This is a genomic window from Paradevosia shaoguanensis (assembly GCF_016801025.1).
Classification (GTDB): Bacteria; Pseudomonadota; Alphaproteobacteria; order Rhizobiales; family Devosiaceae; genus Paradevosia; species Paradevosia shaoguanensis.
On record NZ_CP068983.1, the window covers coordinates 2,008,793 to 2,027,046 of the forward strand.

At 65.4% G+C, this 18,254-nt stretch carries 19 protein-coding genes; 10 read left to right on the plus strand and 9 right to left on the minus strand.

Translation table 11 applies throughout. The features are described 5' to 3' along the window. Nucleotides 1–41: 41 nt before the first annotated feature. From JNE37_RS09485 to JNE37_RS09495, 3 genes are read right to left on the minus strand one after another with little or no spacing between them, the layout of a single operon-like run. Nucleotides 42–524 carry a YbaK/EbsC family protein gene (locus tag JNE37_RS09485; RefSeq protein WP_203066072.1) on the minus strand — a complete coding sequence of 161 codons (483 nt, stop codon included), beginning with the start codon at nucleotides 522–524 and terminating at the stop codon, nucleotides 42–44. 20 nt (nucleotides 525–544) lie between these two features. Then, nucleotides 545–1,177 (minus strand): MOSC domain-containing protein, encoded by a 633-nt coding sequence (locus tag JNE37_RS09490; protein WP_203066073.1) that lies wholly within the window; start codon nucleotides 1,175–1,177, stop codon nucleotides 545–547. Next, nucleotides 1,174–2,076, minus strand: a complete 903-nt coding sequence (locus JNE37_RS09495; protein WP_203066074.1) for a polyprenyl synthetase family protein — start codon at nucleotides 2,074–2,076, stop codon at nucleotides 1,174–1,176. The genes JNE37_RS09490 and JNE37_RS09495 overlap by 4 nt, the downstream gene beginning before the upstream one ends. Here JNE37_RS09495 and JNE37_RS09500 point away from each other — a divergent pair. The 7 genes from JNE37_RS09500 to JNE37_RS09530 all read left to right on the plus strand — a co-directional run bounded on the left by JNE37_RS09500 (nucleotide 2,075) and on the right by JNE37_RS09530 (nucleotide 8,075). Beyond that, nucleotides 2,075–2,899 (plus strand): biosynthetic peptidoglycan transglycosylase, encoded by an 825-nt coding sequence (locus JNE37_RS09500; RefSeq protein WP_246513605.1) that lies wholly within the window; start codon nucleotides 2,075–2,077, stop codon nucleotides 2,897–2,899. The genes JNE37_RS09495 and JNE37_RS09500 overlap by 2 nt on opposite strands. Nucleotides 2,900–3,042: 143 nt before the next feature. Next, nucleotides 3,043–3,222, plus strand: a complete 180-nt coding sequence (gene rpmF, locus JNE37_RS09505; protein ID WP_035037915.1) for a 50S ribosomal protein L32 — start codon at nucleotides 3,043–3,045, stop codon at nucleotides 3,220–3,222. Between the two features lie 89 nt (nucleotides 3,223–3,311). Further along, nucleotides 3,312–4,718 (plus strand): class II fumarate hydratase, encoded by a 1,407-nt coding sequence (gene fumC / locus JNE37_RS09510; protein WP_203066075.1) that lies wholly within the window; start codon nucleotides 3,312–3,314, stop codon nucleotides 4,716–4,718. Between the two features lie 270 nt (nucleotides 4,719–4,988). Continuing rightward, complete coding sequence (gene ftsE, locus JNE37_RS09515; protein ID WP_035037911.1) at nucleotides 4,989–5,648, plus strand: cell division ATP-binding protein FtsE; 660 nt, start codon at nucleotides 4,989–4,991, stop codon at nucleotides 5,646–5,648. Continuing rightward, nucleotides 5,641–6,654 carry a cell division protein FtsX gene (locus JNE37_RS09520; RefSeq protein WP_035037909.1) on the plus strand — a complete coding sequence of 338 codons (1,014 nt, stop codon included), beginning with the start codon at nucleotides 5,641–5,643 and terminating at the stop codon, nucleotides 6,652–6,654. The genes ftsE and JNE37_RS09520 overlap by 8 nt, the downstream gene beginning before the upstream one ends. A gap of 156 nt (nucleotides 6,655–6,810) precedes the next feature. After that, the gene (locus tag JNE37_RS09525; protein WP_246513664.1) at nucleotides 6,811–7,614 is read left to right on the plus strand and encodes a lysophospholipid acyltransferase family protein; all 804 of its coding nucleotides are present in this window, start codon (nucleotides 6,811–6,813) and stop codon (nucleotides 7,612–7,614) included. A gap of 119 nt (nucleotides 7,615–7,733) precedes the next feature. Continuing rightward, entirely contained in the window at nucleotides 7,734–8,075 is a 342-nt protein-coding gene (locus JNE37_RS09530) for a hypothetical protein (protein WP_035037906.1), read from the plus strand. Nucleotides 8,076–8,078: 3 nt separating this feature from the next. On the opposite strand, the gene JNE37_RS09535 is transcribed toward JNE37_RS09530, so the two are convergent. After that, nucleotides 8,079–8,633, minus strand: coding sequence for a gamma-glutamylcyclotransferase (locus JNE37_RS09535; protein ID WP_035037903.1), 555 nt, complete (start codon nucleotides 8,631–8,633; stop codon nucleotides 8,079–8,081). 86 nt (nucleotides 8,634–8,719) lie between these two features. Between JNE37_RS09535 and JNE37_RS09540 the strand changes: the two genes are divergently transcribed. Continuing rightward, the gene (locus JNE37_RS09540; protein WP_203066076.1) at nucleotides 8,720–9,688 is read left to right on the plus strand and encodes a DUF2125 domain-containing protein; all 969 of its coding nucleotides are present in this window, start codon (nucleotides 8,720–8,722) and stop codon (nucleotides 9,686–9,688) included. Nucleotides 9,689–9,877: 189 nt separating this feature from the next. Here the strand turns inward: JNE37_RS09540 and JNE37_RS09545 are convergent, their stop codons facing one another. Then, on the minus strand, nucleotides 9,878–10,852 hold the full coding sequence (locus JNE37_RS09545; protein ID WP_182399066.1) for a prephenate/arogenate dehydrogenase family protein: 975 nt from the start codon (nucleotides 10,850–10,852) through the stop codon (nucleotides 9,878–9,880). Beyond that, complete coding sequence (gene hisC / locus JNE37_RS09550; RefSeq protein WP_203066077.1) at nucleotides 10,849–11,943, minus strand: histidinol-phosphate transaminase; 1,095 nt, start codon at nucleotides 11,941–11,943, stop codon at nucleotides 10,849–10,851. Before hisC ends, JNE37_RS09545 begins: the two co-directional genes overlap by 4 nt. A 404-nt stretch (nucleotides 11,944–12,347) precedes the next feature. On the opposite strand from hisC, the gene JNE37_RS09555 reads away from it, so the two are divergent. After that, the gene (locus JNE37_RS09555; RefSeq protein ID WP_203063436.1) at nucleotides 12,348–13,280 is read left to right on the plus strand and encodes an IS110 family RNA-guided transposase; all 933 of its coding nucleotides are present in this window, start codon (nucleotides 12,348–12,350) and stop codon (nucleotides 13,278–13,280) included. Nucleotides 13,281–13,372: 92 nt separating this feature from the next. On the opposite strand, the gene JNE37_RS09560 is transcribed toward JNE37_RS09555, so the two are convergent. After that, nucleotides 13,373–14,116, minus strand: a complete 744-nt coding sequence (locus tag JNE37_RS09560; protein ID WP_035037896.1) for a class I SAM-dependent methyltransferase — start codon at nucleotides 14,114–14,116, stop codon at nucleotides 13,373–13,375. A gap of 90 nt (nucleotides 14,117–14,206) precedes the next feature. Between JNE37_RS09560 and gloB the strand changes: the two genes are divergently transcribed. Further along, nucleotides 14,207–14,980 carry a hydroxyacylglutathione hydrolase gene (gloB, locus tag JNE37_RS09565; protein ID WP_203066078.1) on the plus strand — a complete coding sequence of 258 codons (774 nt, stop codon included), beginning with the start codon at nucleotides 14,207–14,209 and terminating at the stop codon, nucleotides 14,978–14,980. Nucleotides 14,981–15,606: 626 nt separating this feature from the next. Here the strand turns inward: gloB and JNE37_RS09570 are convergent. Next, nucleotides 15,607–16,209: a DedA family protein gene (locus tag JNE37_RS09570; protein WP_203066079.1), complete on the minus strand. Its 603-nt coding sequence runs from the start codon at nucleotides 16,207–16,209 to the stop codon at nucleotides 15,607–15,609. A 106-nt stretch (nucleotides 16,210–16,315) separates the two neighbouring features. Beyond that, nucleotides 16,316–18,130 (minus strand): translational GTPase TypA, encoded by a 1,815-nt coding sequence (gene typA, locus JNE37_RS09575; protein WP_035037892.1) that lies wholly within the window; start codon nucleotides 18,128–18,130, stop codon nucleotides 16,316–16,318. Nucleotides 18,131–18,254 lie beyond the last annotated feature (124 nt).

Sequence of the window (18,254 nt, forward strand, 5' to 3'; positions counted from 1 at the left end):
GGGAGGGCTAGGGAGGGGGAGGGCCAAAGGCGTCGGTCTTCCTACCCAACCACCTCAGCCGTCGGCACCTGGCACGCACTCACCCACTTACCCCCCACCAACTCCGCCAACCGCTCCAGCGGCAGCCGCACCGAGGCATGCGTGGACCCACCCGCCGGAATCACCTCGTCATAAATCTTGAGCGATTCATCGAGATAGATCGTCATCGGGCCCGGCAACCCGAACGGGCACACGCCGCCCACCTTGTGGCTGGTCAATTCCTCGACCTCCTCCGCGCCCAGCATGCGCGGACGCCCGCCGAACGCCGCCTTGGCCTTGGCATTATCGAGCCGCGCATCGCCGCGCGTCACCAGCAGAAAGACCTCGCCATTGACGCGGATGCACAGCGTCTTGGCGATCTGGCCGGGTTCGACCCCGTGCACCTGCGCCGCCAGCTCTACCGTGGCGGTGGAATCGTCGGTCACCATGACGATGAGGTCGGGAGCGCGGGCGGCCAGGTCGGCCTTTACGGTTTCGAGTGACATTGCTGCAAAAATCTCGTCGGTCAGAAAAGGGAGGCGAGGCGCGCTTCGTAATCGTCGCGCATCTTGTAATGCACCGGCGCCCGCAGCGCCCGTTCGAGCGTGGCACGCGGAACCTCGCGCACGCCGTCGAGCGCCATAAGCTCGGAAATGGTCACCCTCTCGCCAGCAAAGCCTTGGTAGCCCACATCCATGCCAGCCTCAACCGCGCCCTCGGCGATCACCCGGCAATAGGCTCCCGGCCGTCCGGCGCGGTGGAAGGTCTTGACCCATCTGGGATCGCCCATACGCGCGGCAAAGACCGAGCAGGGCGTGCGGTGCGAGGTAACTTCCAGCACCGCCTCGCCAATCGCGAAACGGTCGCCGACGCACACCGCCATGCCATCGACGCCGTCGATGGTAAGGTTTTCGCCGAACGTCCCCGGCTGGATCCTGGTGCCCATCTGCGCATCCCAAAAGTCATAGTCGGACTGGAAATAGACGTAGATCGCCTGGTCCACCCCGCCATGATGCTTGCGGTCGAGCACGGCGTCGCCCTCGAGCCCGAGCTTGCCGATCCGCAGCGGGCCTGTCTGCGGGCGCTTGAAGATGCCGGTCATTCCCGTCTTGGAGGGAATGCGCTCCGGCTTGCCGAGGTTGACCGCCAGCAACTTCACGTGGTCCGGCTCCCGAAATAGCGCGCCGTCGCCCGTAGCGGCTCGGCTTCCGGCCCGAATGCGCCAAGCGCCGCGAGGGCTTCGGCAATGATGCCATCGAGATGTTTTCGCGCCGCGTCGACGCCCAGCCGAGCCACCAGCGTCTGCTTGCCAGCCGCCGCGTCCTTGCCCGTCGCCTTGCCCATGGCTTCGGCCGAGGCGGTGACGTCGAGAATATCGTCGGCCAGCTGGAAGGCGCGGCCCGCCGCCTCGCCGTAAAGCGTCAGCGCCGTCAGTGCCGCCGCGTCGGCGCCGCCCAGGATCGCGCCCATGCGCACCGAGGCGCGGATCAGCGCGCCGGTCTTCATTGCCTGCATCTGGGCGATTTCGCCTTCCGAAAAGCCGCGCGTTTCGCCTTCGATGTCGCGCATCTGCCCGCCGACCATGCCGCCGGCACCGGCTCCCGCCGCCAGCTCCGCCACCAGTCTTACGCGGATGGCCGGGTCGGCATGGCAGCTTTCGCCGGCCAGCAGCGCAAAAGCATGGGTCAGCAGGGCATCGCCCGCGAGGATCGCCGTGGCGTCGTCATAGGCCTTGTGGACCGTCGGCTGGCCGCGGCGGAAATCGTCGTCGTCCATGGCCGGCAGGTCGTCGTGGATCAGCGAATAGCAATGGATGAGTTCGACCGCGAGCCCGGCCACAAGGCTCTGCTCGCGCTCCATCCCGAACACCGCCGCGGCCTGCTTCACCAGCAGCGGCCGCAACCGCTTGCCGCCGTTGAGGCTGCCGTGGCGCATGGCGGCGACCAGCCGGTCCGGCGGCGCACCGGGACCGCCCAACTGCTCTGCCGAAAGATACTCGTCGAGCGCCGCTTCGATTGCCTTGGCAATGCCGGAAAGCTCGGATTGGAAGTCGGTCATGTTGTTCTTGCCGGCCGTTCGCGTTATCGGGGGCAAGGTTTGGACCGCAGCGGCGGTCCTGTCCAGTGTGAAGGTCTTGGTCATGGAAGAGGCGGCAGAGGCACCTGCCACGCCCGAGGAGCCCAAGGAGGCAGAGCGTCCCCGCCGTCGGTGGTGGCGCTGGGTGCTCTATGCGCTCGTCTTCATCATCGCCTTGCCCATCCTCGTGCCGCTGATCCTCGTGCCGGTCTACAACTTCGTCGATCCGGTCTCGATCCCCATGATCCGCCGGCACTTCACCGGCCACCCTGTCGACCGTACATGGATGCCGATCGACGATATCTCGCTGCCCGCCAAGGCCTCGGTGATGATGAGTGAGGATGGCCAGTTCTGCCGCCATTGGGGCGTCGATATCGGCGCGCTGCGCGACGAGTTCCGCATCTGGCGCGAGGGCGGCGAGCCGCGCGGGGCCTCGACCATCACCATGCAGGTGGCCCGCAACCTTTTCCTCTGGAACAACCGCTCGTTCCTGCGAAAGGGCCTCGAAATCCCGCTGGCGCTCTATATCGACCTGGTCATGCCCAAAAAGCGCATCATGGAAATCTACCTCAACGTCGCCCAATGGGGCCCGGTGGGCGAGTTCGGCATCGAGGCGGGCACGCAAAAGGCGCTGGGCATGAGCTCGGCCGACCTCGACTGGCACAAGGCGTCGCTGATGGCGGTCGCCCTGCCCAATCCGCGGCTCCGCAAGCCCGGCAAACCCTCGGCCCAGCTCCTCAAGGTGGCGCAGGTGGTCGAGGGGCGGGCGCGGCTGGCTGGAGCGCGGATCGACTGCCTCAAATAGCCCCGTTTTTCGGGCCGATTTGGGTCTAGCCAAGCGGCAAAAGAGTCTATATAGAACCGGCAAATCCAATTCAGGACCAGCCTTTGCGCCCCCGGGCGGCAGTCCGGCTGGGTTCCTATGCAATTTATGGTGGAGTAACGACCATGGCAGTGCCAAAACGCAAGACCTCGCCGATGAAGCGTGGCTTCCGCCGTTCCGCTGACGGCCTCAGTGCCTCGACCTATGTCGAGGACAAGGATTCCGGCGAGCTGCGTCGCCCGCATCACGTCGACCTCAAGACCGGCATGTATCGCGGCCGGCAGATTCTTGAGGCCAAGAAGTAAGCTCCTTGCGCAAGCGGGACTGAAACTCTTTGCAACGGCCAGTCCCATGCGGGGCTGGCCGTTTCGTTTTATTCGCTGGGGAGCCAAGCATGACGACGCGCGTAGAAAGCGATTCCATGGGCACGATCAACGTGCCGAACGACAAGTATTACGGCGCCCAGACCGCCCGAAGCCTCGCCAATTTCGACATTGGCGGCGAGAAGATGCCCAAGGAAATCATCCACGCCTTCGGTATCCTCAAGAAGGCAGCGGCGCTGGCCAACAACAAGCTCGGCCTCCTCGATGAAACCACGCGCGACCTCATCGTCGCTGCGGCCGACGAGGTGATCGCCGGCAAGCTGGCCGAGCATTTCCCGCTCGTCGTCTGGCAGACTGGCTCGGGCACCCAGTCCAACATGAACGTCAACGAGGTGATCTCCAACCGCGCCATCGAGATGGCCGGTGGCGTCATGGGTTCCAAGAAGCCCGTCCACCCCAATGACCACGTCAATATGAGCCAGTCGTCCAACGATACCTACCCGACCGCCATGCACATCGCGGCCGTCGAGGCGATCGAGGGCTACCTCATCCATCGTGTCGAAAAGCTGCGCAACACGCTCCATGAAAAGAGCGAAGAGTTCATGGGCATCGTCAAGATCGGCCGCACGCACCTGCAGGACGCCACGCCCCTGACCCTCGGCCAGGAAATGAGCGGCTGGGTCGCCCAGATCGACTATGCGCTGGCCGCCATCAAGGCCACGCTCCCGCAGCTCAAGGAACTGGCGCTGGGCGGCACCGCCGTCGGCACCGGCCTCAATGCCCACCCAGACTACGCGGTTACGGTCGCAAAAGAGATCGCCACCCTGACCGGCCGCGATTTCGTCACCGGCCCCAACAAATACGCCATCATGGCCGGCCACGACGCCTTTGTCGGCGCCTCGGGTGCGCTAAAGCAACTGGCCGTCGCCTTCATGAAGGTCGCCAACGACGTGCGCTGGCTGGCTTCCGGTCCACGCTCGGGCCTGGGCGAACTCACCATCCCCGAGAACGAACCCGGCTCCTCGATCATGCCCGGCAAGGTCAACCCGACCCAGTCGGAGGCCATGACCATGGTTGCCGTCCACGTCATGGGCAACGACGCCGCCATCGGCATCGCCGCCAGCCAGGGCAATTTCGAGCTCAACGTCTTCAAGCCCGTCATCGCCTACAATTTCCTCCAATCCGTCCGCCTCCTCGCCGACGCCGCGGTGTCCTTCAACGACAATTGCGCCATCGGCATCGAGCCCGATCGCAAGCGCATCAACGAGCACCTCAACAATTCGCTGATGCTGGTCACCGCGCTCAACCGCAAGATCGGCTACGACAACGCCGCCAAGATCGCCAAGAACGCCCACAAGAAGGGGACGACGCTCAAGGAATCGGCGATCGAGCTCGGTCTGCTGACGGGCGAAGAGTTCGATGCGGAAGTGAAGCCGGAGAACATGGTTGGGCCTTTGAAGGTCAAGAAGGGGGACTAGTCCCCCTTCGACCCCCGGTCGCGAGTGCTGTGGAAGTACGCAGCGGCCTCACACACGGAACTTCCCCGGCCGCAGAGCCGGGGCCTATTGCACCCCTCCACCCGAGTGGCGCTATCCGTGGGCCCCGGGTCTTCGCCCGGGGAAGTGCGGTGGGTGAGGAACGAACAGCGCGACTCACACACTAACCACCACCCCACACGTCCAGTTGCGCCGCATCTCCCGTGCTTTTGCTCTATGATGCCGCCAAGCGCTGATTCGGAGAGTTGCGCATTGATCGAATTTAACGATGTGGGACTGCGCTACGGGCAGGGACCGGAAGTCCTCAAGGACCTCAATTTCAAGGTCGAGCCGGGTACGTTCCACTTCCTCACCGGGCCGTCCGGCTCCGGCAAGACATCCCTCCTGCGCCTGCTGCTGCTGTCGCTAAAGCCCTCGCGCGGGCGCATCACCATGTTCGGGCAGGACGTCACCAAGCTCGACCAGGACCGCCTGCTGCAGATGCGCCGCCATATCGGCATCGTCTTCCAGGAATTCCGCCTGCTCGACCACCTGACCACCTACGAGAACGTGGCCCTTCCGCTGCGCGTCCTCGGCCAGCCGGAAAGCGATTACCGCGACAATGTCGAGGAATTGCTGCGCTGGGTGGGCCTGGGCCAGCGCATGGAGGCGCATCCCTCCCTGCTGTCGGGCGGCGAGAAGCAGCGCGCGGCCATCGCCCGCGCCGTCATCGCCCGGCCCGAACTGCTGCTGGCGGACGAACCCACGGGCAATGTCGATCCCGAGCTTTCCGAGCGCCTGGTCCACCTCTTCGCCGAGCTCAACCGCTCGGGCACGACGATAATCCTCGCCACCCACGAATTGCCGCTCCTCGACAAGTTCGACTATCCGCGCATGGTGCTGCGCGATGGCGGGGTGAAGATCCATGCCTAAGGTCGTCAACACCTCCCGCGCGAAAGCCGCCAAGCCGGCCCGTCCCGCCGCCGTCAAGCAGGTGCCACCGAAGCCCAGGGCCAAGCCGGCCATCGCCAAGGCGTTGAGCCGCTCGCGCTCGACACCCGTCGTGCCGGAAGGTTCGGTCGCCGGGCGCACGCTGCTGCTCCTCATCGCCATCATGACCTTCCTCATGGCGCTGACGCTGGGCGGCGTCGTGCTGGTGCAGAAATCGGCCATGGGCTGGTCGGCCGAAGTCGGCCGCGAAGTCACCATCCAGATCCGCCCGGTCGAGGGCGAGGTGATGGAATCGAACCTGCGCACCGCCGTGGCCCTCGCCGAGGCGACCCCCGGCGTCGCCAGCGCCCACGCGCTCTCGGAAGCAGAAAACCTCAAACTCCTCGAACCCTGGCTGGGCGCCGGGCTCGACCTTTCGGCCATCGAAGTGCCGCGGCTCGTCGTCGTCGAACTCTCCGATCCCGAAGACGCCGATATCGCCAAGCTGACCGAAGACCTCAAGGCCGTGAAGGGCGCGAGCCTCGATACACACGCCGCCTGGCGCCAGCAGCTCAACACCATGGCCGGCACGATCGTGGTTTCCGGCCTGCTCGTGCTCTCGCTCATCGGCGTCGCCACGGTTCTGGCCATCATCTTCGCCACGCGCGGCACCATGGCCTCCAACCGCGAGATCGTGGACGTGCTGCATTTCATCGGCGCGTCCAATGCCTTCATTGCCGGCGAATTCCAGGGGCGGTTCCTCTCCATCGGCCTGCGGGGCGGGGTGATCGGCGGGCTGGCCGCGATCCTCTTCTTCTTCCTCGTCGCCACGACCGTGGGCAATGTCGCGCCCGACGTCGCCGGCACGCAGATCGGCTATTTCTTCGGCACCTTCGCGCTGGGGTGGGATGGCATCATCGGCATCGCCGCCGTGGTCCCCGTCATCGCCGCGCTCACGGCCATCACCTCCCGCATGACGGTGCGCCGCTTCCTCAGCGAGATTTCGTAAGCTCGCCTCTCGCTCGGTCGGGCACGATATCGACACCTGATCTCCCTCCCCCTTGCGGGGAGGGGACAGGGGTGGGGATAGCCTCACACACGGCCTTCTCGCCAAACTCCCAAACACGCCTTACAAAGTTCCGGATACTTGGAGGCTTTCTTGGTCGTGCAGTCCTTGCGTTCGGCGCTCTTCTATCTGCTGTTCCTGGGGCAGACGGTCATCCTTGCCATCGTGGTGGGCACCATCGCCATCGTCGCGCGGCGCCGGGTCGAGCTCAACTGGCGCATCGGCCAGTATTGGGGCGAGTCCAACAAGGCCCTGCTGCGCTGGATCGTGGGCATCCGCACCGAAGTCACCGGCAGCGAGAATATCCCGCCGGGTGGCTGCATCCTGGCGGCCAAGCACCAGAGCGACTGGGATATCTTCGCCATCCTCCCCTATACGATCCGGCCGGCCTTCATCGCCAAGAAGGAGCTGATGAACATTCCGTTCTTCGGCTGGGCGGCGTCCTCGCTCGATACCATCACCATCGATCGTTCCCGCGGCGGGCAGGCCATTCCCGCCATGATGGACGATGCGCGCGGCGCGCTGGCGCGGGGCTGCCGCATCATCATCTTCCCCGAGGGGACGCGCCGGGCGCCGCTGGCCGAGCCCGACTACAAATACGGCCTCGCCCGCATGTATGTGGAGCTGGGCGTGCCCGTCGTGCCGGTGGCGCTCAATTCCGGGCTCTTCTGGGGGCGCAATTCGCTGATCCTCTGGCCGGGCACCGCCCGCGCCCAGTTCCTGCCGCCCATCCAGCCGGGCCTGTCGCTCGAAGAATTTCAGCGCCAACTCATTGAGAGCATTGAAACCAATTCGGACCGGCTCGCGTTGGATGCCGTAGACAAGGGGCTGAGCCGCCCGATGACGCCCGAGCTCGAGGCGCGTATCGCGGCGGCGCGGCTTCGGAACGGTCGTTCGGCCTGATACTACATATTGACAGCGATTGGCTGCAAAGCCATACATGTAGCTGTCATTGTAGCGGACCTTGACACGAACGTTCAATTTGTTCTATTTTTGTTCTCTTCGCGATGCAGGGGGCAGTCATGGTGCCGGCGCTCGACCAGATCAGTAAGGTTTCCGTCTTTCCGCGGGGCGTGAGCTGGAAAGGCAAATCCGGCCGCGCCTATGGGCTGGTTGTCGAGCGCTTCGACAATTTCGCGCTCGTCCCCGGCAAGCTCTATGTCATCGCCAGCGGTTCGCTCGTCCTCTGGGTCGGCTCGATCGACGATGTCATCAACGACCAGCAGAGCCGCGCCCGTTTCCGCCTCGCCATGGATTGCGCCGATCGCGTCTTCAGCCTTGCCGCGCCCGATGACGAAGTGGCCCGCATGACGGTGATCTGGGATCTCGAAGGGGCCGAGCCCGCCACGCTTTCGGCCGCCTGAGCTTCAGGCGGCTTCGCTTGCGCCGTTCCTGAGCAGGCGCGTCAGTTCCAGCAATCCCCGGTCGCGTATGCCCAGCCGTTCGAGGTGATCGGCGGTGTTGACCACGTATTCCGTATTGGGGCCTGACGAGCCGGCGCTGTGCCGCACGAGGCGCAATTGCTCCTCGACCGCCAGCCGCCCGGCGAACTGGATATGGCTTTCATCCACGAGATAGGTCAGCGCCGCAACCGAGCGGCCATCGGCCAGTTGCACGGGCCGCAGCGCCTCGCGATAGACCGCCGTCACCTGCTCGCGCTCGCGCAGGTAGGCGTTGACTGCACTCCAGTCCTCATGGCTCACCTCGAAGGCCATGCCCTGGCATGAGCCGCCATGGACGAGGCCGAAAACCAGGCCCGGCTGCTCGGGCGTGCCGCGATGGTGGGTGGAATAGATGCACAGGCTCCTGTGCGCCCCGCGCAGCAGCGCCAGCTGGCTGCGGGCGAAGCGGAAGCCCGGATTCCAGATGAGGGAACCGTAGCCGAAAACCCAGTGCGAAGTCGTATCGTATGGCGCGTCCATGTCTCTAACCTGAACCTGTTCGCTTGCGCGATCAATCTGGCGCCGGAGCGTGACGAGCGCAGGGCGGCCAGATAGAAAGATGAGCCATGAAGCGAATCATCATCCTAGCCGTCATCGTTGCCCTGGTCGTGCTCGCCTGGACCGGCGCCTGGCTTTTCGTTGCAAGCCAAGTCGAAAAGCAGGTGGCGAACCTGGCAAATGGCGATGGCGTCAGCGACCCGAAAATCACCTGTGCGGAGCTGTCGACCGGTGGTTATCCCTTCGCCATGGATGTGGTGTGCAAGGGCGCGACGGTCCAGATGCAGGATGTGACCGCCCAGCTCGCCGAGATCCGCGGCAGCGTGCTCGTCTACCAGCCCACCCACGCCCTCTTCATCGCCAGCTCCCCGCTCGTCCTCAAGGATGCGTTCTCGGGCAATGAGCAGCGGCTCGATTTCGGCCTCGCGCAGGCCAGCGTGCGGCTCGACAGCTGGCGCATCGCGCGCGTCTCGGTGCATGTCGAGAACCTTGCCTTCTACAACACGCTGCCGAGCGACGAGCTCATCGCCAAGGCGAGCCTGGCCGAACTCCACCTCATCGATATTCCCGAGCGCCACGAGCCCGCCAAGGGCCTGGCGGCGCTGGCGGTCTATGCGCCGCTCGAAAACCTCGTCATGCCCGGCCTGCAGATCGCCGACGGCAAGGTGAGCGTCGAGGCCGAGATCAATGGCCTGCCCGACGACGTGCGGCTCATGGCCGAGGGCGACGCCATCCGCCGCTGGCAGGGCGCCGGCGGCACGGTCAAGCTCGTCAACGTCCAGGCCAGCGATGGCGAGAACTTCATCAGGACCTCGGGCGATGTCGGGCTCGACGAACAGATGCGCCCGCAGGGCCAGCTGCAGCTCTCCTCGCGCGGCATCGTCGAGCGGCTGGGCGATCGCATTCCGGCGCAGGTTCGCAACATCATGCTGGGCCAGCAGGCGCCCGATGGCTCCTATGGGCAGACCATCACCATGCGCGGCGGCGTCGTGCTGGTCGGCCTCATCCCCGTCGGCATGGTCCCGCCGCTGCTCTAGGGCAGCCTAGGGCCCGTACTCAATAAGTCCCGGCGCCCCCAGAGCGCTTATTTCCTCATCCGATTCCAACGGAAGCGCTGTCCGTCTGCCGCGCCACAACCACTGAACTTCCCCGGATCAAGTCCGGGGAAGTCCGGTGGGTGGGGAGGCCATCGCAACCTCATCTACCGGTGCAATTGAGCACGGCCCCTAGGCGTCCTCGCCACCACCGTGGTCGCGCTGTACCGTCTCGGCCGGCGCCGGGGCAGGCGTATCGGTCCCGTGCGGGCGCCCGAAATCGGCGGCGGCGGTTTCCTGGCCGGCATTGATGATCGAGCGGCGGATGGCGCGGGTGCGGGTGAAGAGCGCTTCGAGCGCCGGCCCGTCGCCGTTGCGCACGGCGCGCTGGAGCGAGGACAGGTCCTCGTTGAAGCGCCCGAGCATTTCGAGCACCGCGTCGCGATTGGTAAGGAACACGTCGCGCCACATCACCGGATCGCTGGCGGCGATGCGGGTGAAGTCGCGGAAGCCCGAGGCCGAGAACTTGATGACTTCGGACTTGGTCGACGTTTCTAGATCCGCCACCGTGCCCACGATGTTGTAGGCGATGAGGTGCGGAATGTGGCTGGTAATGGCCAGCACCATGTCATGGTGCGCCGGGTCCATCACTTCGACGTTCGAGCCAAGGGCCCGCCAGAAGCCGACGAGCTTGTCGATCGCCTCGGGATCGGTCCCCGCCTCGGGCGTCAGCACGCACCAGCGGTTGATGAAGAGTTCCGGGAAGCCCGCCGACGGCCCCGAATGCTCGGTGCCGGCAATGGGGTGGCCGGGGATGAAGTGGACATTGGCGGGAAGCAGCGGCTTCATCACCTTGACCACGTGCTCCTTGACCGAGCCTACGTCCGACACGATGGCTCCGGGCATCAGGGCGGCGGCGATGGCGCGGGTCACGGCCTCGTAGGCGCCCACAGGCGTGCAGAGGATGACGAGGTCGGCGCCTTCGACGGCCCTGGCCGGGTCGCGCTCATAGATGTCGCCCAAGCCAAGCGCTTTGGCTTCATCGAGCGTCGCCTGGCTGCGGGTCGAGATGGCAATTGTTCTGGCCAGGCCATGCTGGCGCACGGCGCGGGCGATCGAGGAGCCGATGAGGCCGATGCCGATCAGGGCGAGCTTTTCGAACGTCACGGGCGACCCCCAAAATCCTTCAAGATCCCGACCACCCGGCGCATGGCGTCCTCGGGGCCGATGCTGATGCGCAGCCCGTTGGGAATGCCGTAGCTGTCCCCTACCTCGCGCACGATGAGGCCCTGCTGGTAGAGCGCCTGGAAGGCCGCGGAGGCCCGGGCGGCGTCGGGGAACAGCAAGAGGATGAAATTGCCCTGACTGGGCACGACGCGCATCTCGTTGGAATTGAGGCTCTGGGTCAGCCAGTCGCGCCAATCGGCATTGTATTCGCGCAGGCGCGTATTGAATTCGATATCGCGCGCCGCTTCGGCCGCGGCATACTGGGCCGGGCGGTTGAGGTTGAAGGGGCTGCGGATGCGGTTGACCAGGTCCACGATCTCGCGCCGGCCATACATCCAGCCAACGCGCGCCGCGGCGAGCCCGATCTTGGAGAAGGTGCGGACCATGACGACATTGCGCGCATTGTCGACCAGCTCGATGCCGGCCGTGTAGTCGCCGGCGGTGACGAAGTCGGCATAGGCGCTGTCGATGACCAGCAGGATATCGGGGCGCAGGCCCCTGTGCAGCCGCTCGAGTTCGGCGGCCGGCAGGTAGGTGCCGGTGGGGTTATTGGGGTTGGCCAGGAACACCATTTTGGTGCGCTCGGTCACCGCCGCCAGCATGGCGTCGACATCGGCCGTGTAGTCGGTCTCCTCGGCAACCACCAGCGTGGCGCCTGCCGCCGCGGTGATGATCGGATAGACCGAAAAGCCATAGCGGCTCATGATCGCCTCGTGCCCGACATCGAGGAACGATTGGGCGAGAAGGTGCAGGATATCGTCCGAGCCGTTGCCGCAAAGGATCTGGTCGGGGTCCAGCCCGTTCACCTCGCCCAAAGCCACGCGCAGGTGTTTTGAGGTCCCCTCCGGATAGATTTCGAGGCCTTCGGAAACCGCCTGGTTGAAGGCATGCAGCGCGCGCGGGCTCGTGCCCAGCGGGCTCTCATTGGCCGAAAGCTTCACCGGAGCAACCCCCGGCGCCGCCTGCGAGCGGCCGGGAACGTAGGGCGCAATGGTCAGCAGGCCTGGACGGGGTACGGGACGGTCGGACATGGATGGATTCACGAAAGGTGGATGGACCGGGCCGGACCATATTCAAAGGTCGCCGCGAACGCAAAGAAAAGCCGGAGGGGAGGGTGGAAAGTCGCGGGGGAGCGAGCCGGGGTAAATCTCCACCCTCGTCCCTCGTCCTGCCTCACACCCCACTCTCACCCCACCCTCCCCACCACCGCACTTCCCCGGGCGAAGACCCGGGGTCTATTGCACCCCTCCACCCGAGTGGAGGTATCCGTGGGCCCCTGTGTAATTGTGCTGTGCCATATTGGGTACGGGCGGGAGACCGTTGGGCCCCAGGTTTAAAGACCGAGAGCCGGCACGGGTCCCCGCCCGCTTTGACAAACACCTGAACAGTTGCACGAGGCCGCTTGAGACGGACCTCGGATCACAGGGACAGGCCCATGACCCTATCACCGACCTGGATTGGAATCGACGTTTCGAAAGCCTGGCTGGATATCGCCTCTTCCGGCGGGGAGGGCGTGCAGCGGATCGCCAACACGATGGACGCCATCGCCGCATTCGCCGCCACGCTGGAGCGGGAGGGCACTCTCGTGGTGCTGGAGGCGAGCGGGGTTTACGACAGGAGCTTGCGCGCCGGACTGGCGCTGGCCGGGATCGGCCATGTCCGGGTCAATCCGCTGCGGGCCCGTGACTTTGCGCGGGCCAGCGGCCAGCTCGCCAAGACCGATGCGCTCGATGCGGCCATGCTTGCCGAAATGGGCCGGGCCCTGCGCCTCGTGGCCGACCCGCTGCCCGAGGCCGGACGCGAGCGGCTCGGCCTGCTCAGCCGCCGCCGCGACCAGTTGGTGGCCATGCGCACCCAGGAAAAGCAGCGCCGGATCGAGATAACCGATTCCTTCATCGGCGCCGACCTGGACCGGCACCTGGCCGGTCTCAACCAGGCCATCGCCGCCATCGAGGTCGAAATCCAGAACCAGATCGGCAGCGATGCCGCCCTGGCACAGGACCAGGCCCTGATCCGCTCGGTGCCCGGCATCGGCCCGGTCACCGCCTCTGTCCTGGCCGCCCTGATGCCCGAACTGGGCCGGCGCTCGGGCAAGCAGATCGCCACCCTGGCCGGGTTGGCCCCGCTCAACAACGATAGCGGCCTACGGCGCGGACAGCGCTCCATCCGCGGTGGCCGCCGCCGCGTCCGCCAGGCCCTCTACATGGCCGCCGTCGCATCCTTGCGAACACAATCGCCTCTCAACGCCTTCTACCACCGCCTGCGCCAGGCCGGAAAACCACCCAAGCCTGCCCTCGTTGCCCTCGCCAGAAAGCTCCTCGTCACCATCAACGCCATCATGAAAAACCGAACAAGCTTCGCAACCTGAATTACAGTTGCCGGCTCTGCGGCCGGGGAAGTCCTGTGGTGATGGCGGGATTAGCAAGAAGCTGCCGGCGGCGATCACCCGGCGCCGCCGCCCTAAACCTTCGGCGGCAATTGCATGATCGTCTGCGGCGCCAGGTCCGGCACACGGATATAGCGTTCGACCCGCAGCCGCCGGGGCACCGCCGGGAATGCCTCTTTGCGCGCTTTCACAATCGTAACCCCCGCAAAGGTCGGCCCGAAAACCCGCAGCCCGCGTTCGAACAGGCGCGTGGATTTGAGCACGAGCCCGGTATGAAAAGGCGGCAGGAACAGCGCGTCGCGCCAGGCTTCAGGCGTGAAGGAATGGTCGCGCAGCAGCTTTTCGAGCTGGGGCCCCGAGAACGGATTGCCCGTGCCGAAGGGCGTGTTGTCCCGTTGCGCCCACATGCCGCGCCGACGCGGCACCACCACGATCAACCGCGCATTGGGCGCCGAAATGCGCCAGAGCTCGCGCATCAATTCCTCGGCATCCGCAATGTGCTCGAAGGCGTGGACCGCAATGGTGAGGTCCACCGCCGCATCGGTCAGCGGCATTTCGAGCGGGTCGCAGAGCACGGTATGCGACGGGCCCTCGCGTGGCCAGGCCGAGGCGCCCTGGCGCGCCGGCATGAAGGCAAGCACGCGCTCGGCAGGCTCCAGCGCGAAGCGCAGATAGGGCGAGGCGAAACCGAGGCCCAGCACGCGCAGGCCGCGCACCTCGCCGGCCAGCGCCATGATCTGCTCGCGCACCAGCGCCCGCGCGATCCGGCCCAGCGGGGTCTTGTAGAAATCGATGAGTCGGCGAACGTCCTGGGCCATGGCTCCAATTTGCGTGAAGTCGTTCCGCTTGTCATCTAGGTGCCCCGTCCCTAACTTCCCACCCATCGCTCACAAGGATGGAACGGAACAGTGACCCTGATCGTCGACGTCTTCCAGGCTCGCCAGGACAATTACGGCTACCTCGCCCACGATACCCAGACCGGCAGGACGGCCGCCATCGATGCTCCCGAGGCCCTGGCGATCAAGACGGCGCTGCTTCACCGCGGCTGGACGCTCTCCGACATCTTCATCACCCACCACCACACGGATCACGTCGAGGGCATTGCCGAGCTCAAGCGCGATTTCGGCGTCACTGTCACCGGCCCGCGCGCCGAGGCCGACAAGATCGACGGGCTCGACGTTCTGGTCGGCCCCGGCGAGCCGCTGGCCCTGGGCAAGACCGCGTTCGAGATCATTGCCACGCCCGGGCACACGCTCGGCCATATCGCCTATTTCGACCGTGCCGGGCTGCATCTCTTCACCGGTGACGCGCTCTTCTCGCTGGGCTGCGGGCGCATGTTCGAGGGAACGCCGGAGCCGATGTGGGAGGGGCTCAAGCGCCTGCGGGCGCTGCCCGATGACACGCTCATCTATTGCGGGCACGAATACACTGCCGCCAATGCCCGCTACGCGCTCGCCGTCGATCCGGACAATCTCGATCTCAAGCTGCGCGCCGGGCAGGTCAACACCCTGCGCCAGGCCGGCCGCTTCACGGTGCCCTCGCGGCTGGGCGAAGAGAAGCGCGCCAATCCCTTCCTGCGCGCCGACGACCCAGGCATAGCCGCAGCCATGGGCCTGCGCGGCGCCGAACCTTTTGCGGTTTTCGCGGCGCTTCGGAAGGGCAAGGACGAGTTCAAGGGGTAGGGGCGCAACGGGAGCGCGGCCAGGGGCCGCCCACTGCTTCCAAATTCGCAACCCCAGCTCTTCGCCTCTCGGCTCCTATCCGCTGTCCGCGCCTTCTATTCCCCTGTCCTACCCAGCGCCACCGTCGCCACCAGGCGCACCACCCCCACGATCTTCCCCGGCCGCAGAGCCGGGGCCCACGGATGCCTCCACTCGAGTGGAGGGGTGCAATAGGCCCCGGGTCTTCGCCCGGGGAAGTTCAGTGGTGGGGTGGGATTGGGTGGTGCCACGACAAGACGGGTTGCTCCGTTCGAGCCGGGCACCGGATCTCTCCACCCTCCTGGCGGCCGGCGTAGAATAGCTGCGCCGCCGGCCCGGGCTCTCACCTCGAGCTACCCGGCTCTATGAGGAGGACGGACCGATCAATGCCCGAAAAGCACCGAGAAACCGCGCAAAACCCGCGCAGGATCGGCAAAGATGACCCGAAATTGAGTCAAAATTTAACGATTTGGGCGGGATGAGCGGTCAAAATCCGCTGCAAAGTCAGCTGGTTAGCTGAATTTTCCCCGCCAAAAACCCTCAAAAACACGCCTCTTCTCCGTGAAACAAAAATGTTTCACGGCAAGGCGCCCGAAAAGTCGCGCCGATCAGGCGTCCGAGCGTTTCCAGGTCACGAAGCGGTAGAGGTAGATACCCACCAGGGCCACGACGATCACCTTGGTGGCCGGGTCGATCCAGGCCTCGACGATCGAATAGCTTTCGTGGAGCAGGTAGCCGGAGGCGGTGAGGATCAGGGTCCAGACGAAGCTGCCGATGGCCGTGCAGGCGACGAACGGCGTGAAGGGCATCGAGGCGAGGCCGGCGGGGATCGAGATCAGCGTGCGGATGGCCGGGATGAGGCGGCCGAAGAGCACGGTCAGTCGGCCGTATCTGGAGAACCAGCGGTTGGCGTCGTCGATATCGGCAGTCGAGATGGTGGCGACGCGCCCGAAGCGGTCGGCGAGCTTCTTCAGCCGTTCGAGGCCGAGCCAGCGCGCGACGAAATACCAGGGCAGGGTGCCGACGAGCGAACCGAGGACGCCGGCGATGACGACGCCGCCGAAGCCGAGGTTACCCTCTGCTGCGGCAAAGCCGGCAAAGGGCATGATCAGCTCGGACGGGATGGGTGGGAAGAGGTTTTCCAGGACCATCAGCATGAAGATGCCGACATAACCCTGTTCGGTGATGAAACCGATAATCCACTCACTCATGCCGTCCGTCGCTCCTCGCTCGTTTCACGGTATCTCAGGTCGCTGTCCGTGCCCGATTCTCGAAAGTGCTCCCCCGGCAGAGGCCGGAAGAGCGGTGTCGAAAATCTTAGCTGGCGGCCTTGGCGCGCGACAGCTTCTTGCGCTCGTTGGGGTCGAGGGCGATCTTGCGCAGGCGGATCGACTTGGGCGTCACCTCGACATATTCGTCGTCGGCGATATAGCCGAGCGACTGTTCGAGAGTGAGCTTCTTCGGTGTCGTAAGTTTGACCGCCTCGTCCTTGGACGTGGTGCGGATGTTGGTCAGCTGCTTGCCCTTGAGCGGGTTCACTTCCAGGTCGTTTTCCCGGTTGTGCTCGCCGATGATCATGCCTTCGTAGACGTCGACGCCGCCCTCGATCATCATCGGGCCACGGTCTTCCAGGTTCCAGAGCGCATAGGTCACCGAAACGCCGGTGGCGTTCGAGATCAGCACGCCCGTGCGGCGACCCGGCAGCGCGCCCTTGTAGGGAGCGTATTCGTGGAAGAGGCGGTTGAAGATCGCGGTGCCACGGGTGTCCGACAGCAGTTCGGGCTGGTAGCCGATGAGCGAGCGGGTCGGCACGAAGAAGCGCAGGCGGGTGCGGTTGACGCCCGAGGGGCGCATGTCCACCAGCTCGCCCTTGCGCTCGGTGAGCTTCTGGACGACGACGCCGGAATGCTCGTCATCGACGTCGATGATGACTTCCTCGATCGGCTCGAGCTTCTGGCCGTTCTCCTCGCGCAGCACGACCTTCGGGCGACCGATGGTGAGCTCGAACCCTTCGCGGCGCATGTTCTCGATGAGAACGGCGAGCTGGAGTTCGCCGCGGCCGGCGACGTCGAACGAATCGTTGTCCTCGCCTTCGGTCACGCGGATGGCGACATTGCCTTCGGCTTCGCGCAGCAGGCGCTCGCGGATGACGCGGGACTGCACCTTGTCGCCTTCGCGGCCGGCCAGCGGGCCGTCATTGATGCGGAAGGTGACCGAGAGGGTCGGCGGGTCGATCGGCTTGGTCTCGACCGGCTGGGTAACCTGCGGGGCGCAGATGGTGTTGGCGACGGTCGAATCCTCAAGGCCTGCAATAGCAACGATGTCGCCGGCCTCGCCGACCTCGATCGGGGTGCGCTCAAGGCCGCGGAAGGCGAGAACCTTACTGACGCGGGCCTTCTCGACTTCCTTGCCGGTCCGGTCGAGCGTGTGGACGGCGTCGCCCGCCTTGACCGTGCCCGAGGTGATGCGGCCGGTGAGAACGCGGCCGAGGAACGGGTTGCGCTCGATGGTGGTGACGAGCATGCGGAACGGGCCCTCTTCCACCTTGGGCTCGGGCACGTATTCGACGACCTTGTCCAGCAGCGGGGCCATGGATTCGCGGGCGCCGCCGGGTTCGGTAGCCATCCAGCCATTGCGGCCCGAACCGTAGAGCACGGGGAAGTCGAGCTGCTCGGGGGTGGCGTCGAGCGCGATGAAGAGGTCGAAGATTTCCTCGAGCACTTCGAGGTGCCGCTCGTCGGTACGGTCGATCTTGTTGATCGCCACGATGGGCCGCAGGCCCTGGGCCAGCGCCTTGCCGAGCACGAACTTGGTCTGGGGCATCGGGCCTTCGGCCGCGTCCACCAGGATCACCACGCCATCCACCATCGAGAGGATGCGCTCGACTTCGCCGCCGAAATCGGCGTGGCCGGGCGTGTCCACGATATTGATGCGGGTGTCCTTCCAGACGAGGGAGGTCACCTTGGCCAGGATCGTGATGCCGCGCTCGCGCTCGATATCGTTGGAGTCCATGACGCGTTCTTCGACGCGCTGGTTCTCGCGGAAGGAGCCGGACTGCTTGAGCAGCACGTCAATGAGGGTCGTCTTGCCATGGTCGACGTGGGCGATGATGGCGATATTGCGCAGGGACATCGAAAGGGTCACCAGTCTTGGCACGATTCCCAAAGGAAACGGTATTCCGGTCGGCTCGTGCTGGAACAACAAAGCGCCAAGGTCCCCCGGGACGCAGTGGCGCATTTTTCGCTGCTGGCCTTAC

Excerpts from the sequence above, each read along its gene's own strand:
- JNE37_RS09485 (WP_203066072.1), bottom strand. The coding sequence starts at position 524 with ATGTCACTCGAAACCGTAAAGGCCGACCTGGCCGCCCGCGCTCCCGAC.
- JNE37_RS09500 (WP_246513605.1), top strand. The coding sequence starts at position 2,075 with ATGTTGTTCTTGCCGGCCGTTCGCGTTATCGGGGGCAAGGTTTGGACC.
- JNE37_RS09495 (WP_203066074.1), bottom strand. The coding sequence starts at position 2,076 with ATGACCGACTTCCAATCCGAGCTTTCCGGCATTGCCAAGGCAATCGAA.
- rpmF (WP_035037915.1), top strand. The coding sequence starts at position 3,043 with ATGGCAGTGCCAAAACGCAAGACCTCGCCGATGAAGCGTGGCTTCCGC.
- fumC (WP_203066075.1), top strand. The coding sequence starts at position 3,312 with ATGACGACGCGCGTAGAAAGCGATTCCATGGGCACGATCAACGTGCCG.
- JNE37_RS09520 (WP_035037909.1), top strand. The coding sequence starts at position 5,641 with ATGCCTAAGGTCGTCAACACCTCCCGCGCGAAAGCCGCCAAGCCGGCC.
- JNE37_RS09530 (WP_035037906.1), top strand. The coding sequence starts at position 7,734 with ATGGTGCCGGCGCTCGACCAGATCAGTAAGGTTTCCGTCTTTCCGCGG.
- JNE37_RS09535 (WP_035037903.1), bottom strand. The coding sequence starts at position 8,633 with ATGGACGCGCCATACGATACGACTTCGCACTGGGTTTTCGGCTACGGT.
- JNE37_RS09540 (WP_203066076.1), top strand. The coding sequence starts at position 8,720 with ATGAAGCGAATCATCATCCTAGCCGTCATCGTTGCCCTGGTCGTGCTC.
- hisC (WP_203066077.1), bottom strand. The coding sequence starts at position 11,943 with ATGTCCGACCGTCCCGTACCCCGTCCAGGCCTGCTGACCATTGCGCCC.
- JNE37_RS09555 (WP_203063436.1), top strand. The coding sequence starts at position 12,348 with ATGACCCTATCACCGACCTGGATTGGAATCGACGTTTCGAAAGCCTGG.
- JNE37_RS09560 (WP_035037896.1), bottom strand. The coding sequence starts at position 14,116 with ATGGCCCAGGACGTTCGCCGACTCATCGATTTCTACAAGACCCCGCTG.
- JNE37_RS09570 (WP_203066079.1), bottom strand. The coding sequence starts at position 16,209 with ATGAGTGAGTGGATTATCGGTTTCATCACCGAACAGGGTTATGTCGGC.
- typA (WP_035037892.1), bottom strand. The coding sequence starts at position 18,130 with ATGTCCCTGCGCAATATCGCCATCATCGCCCACGTCGACCATGGCAAG.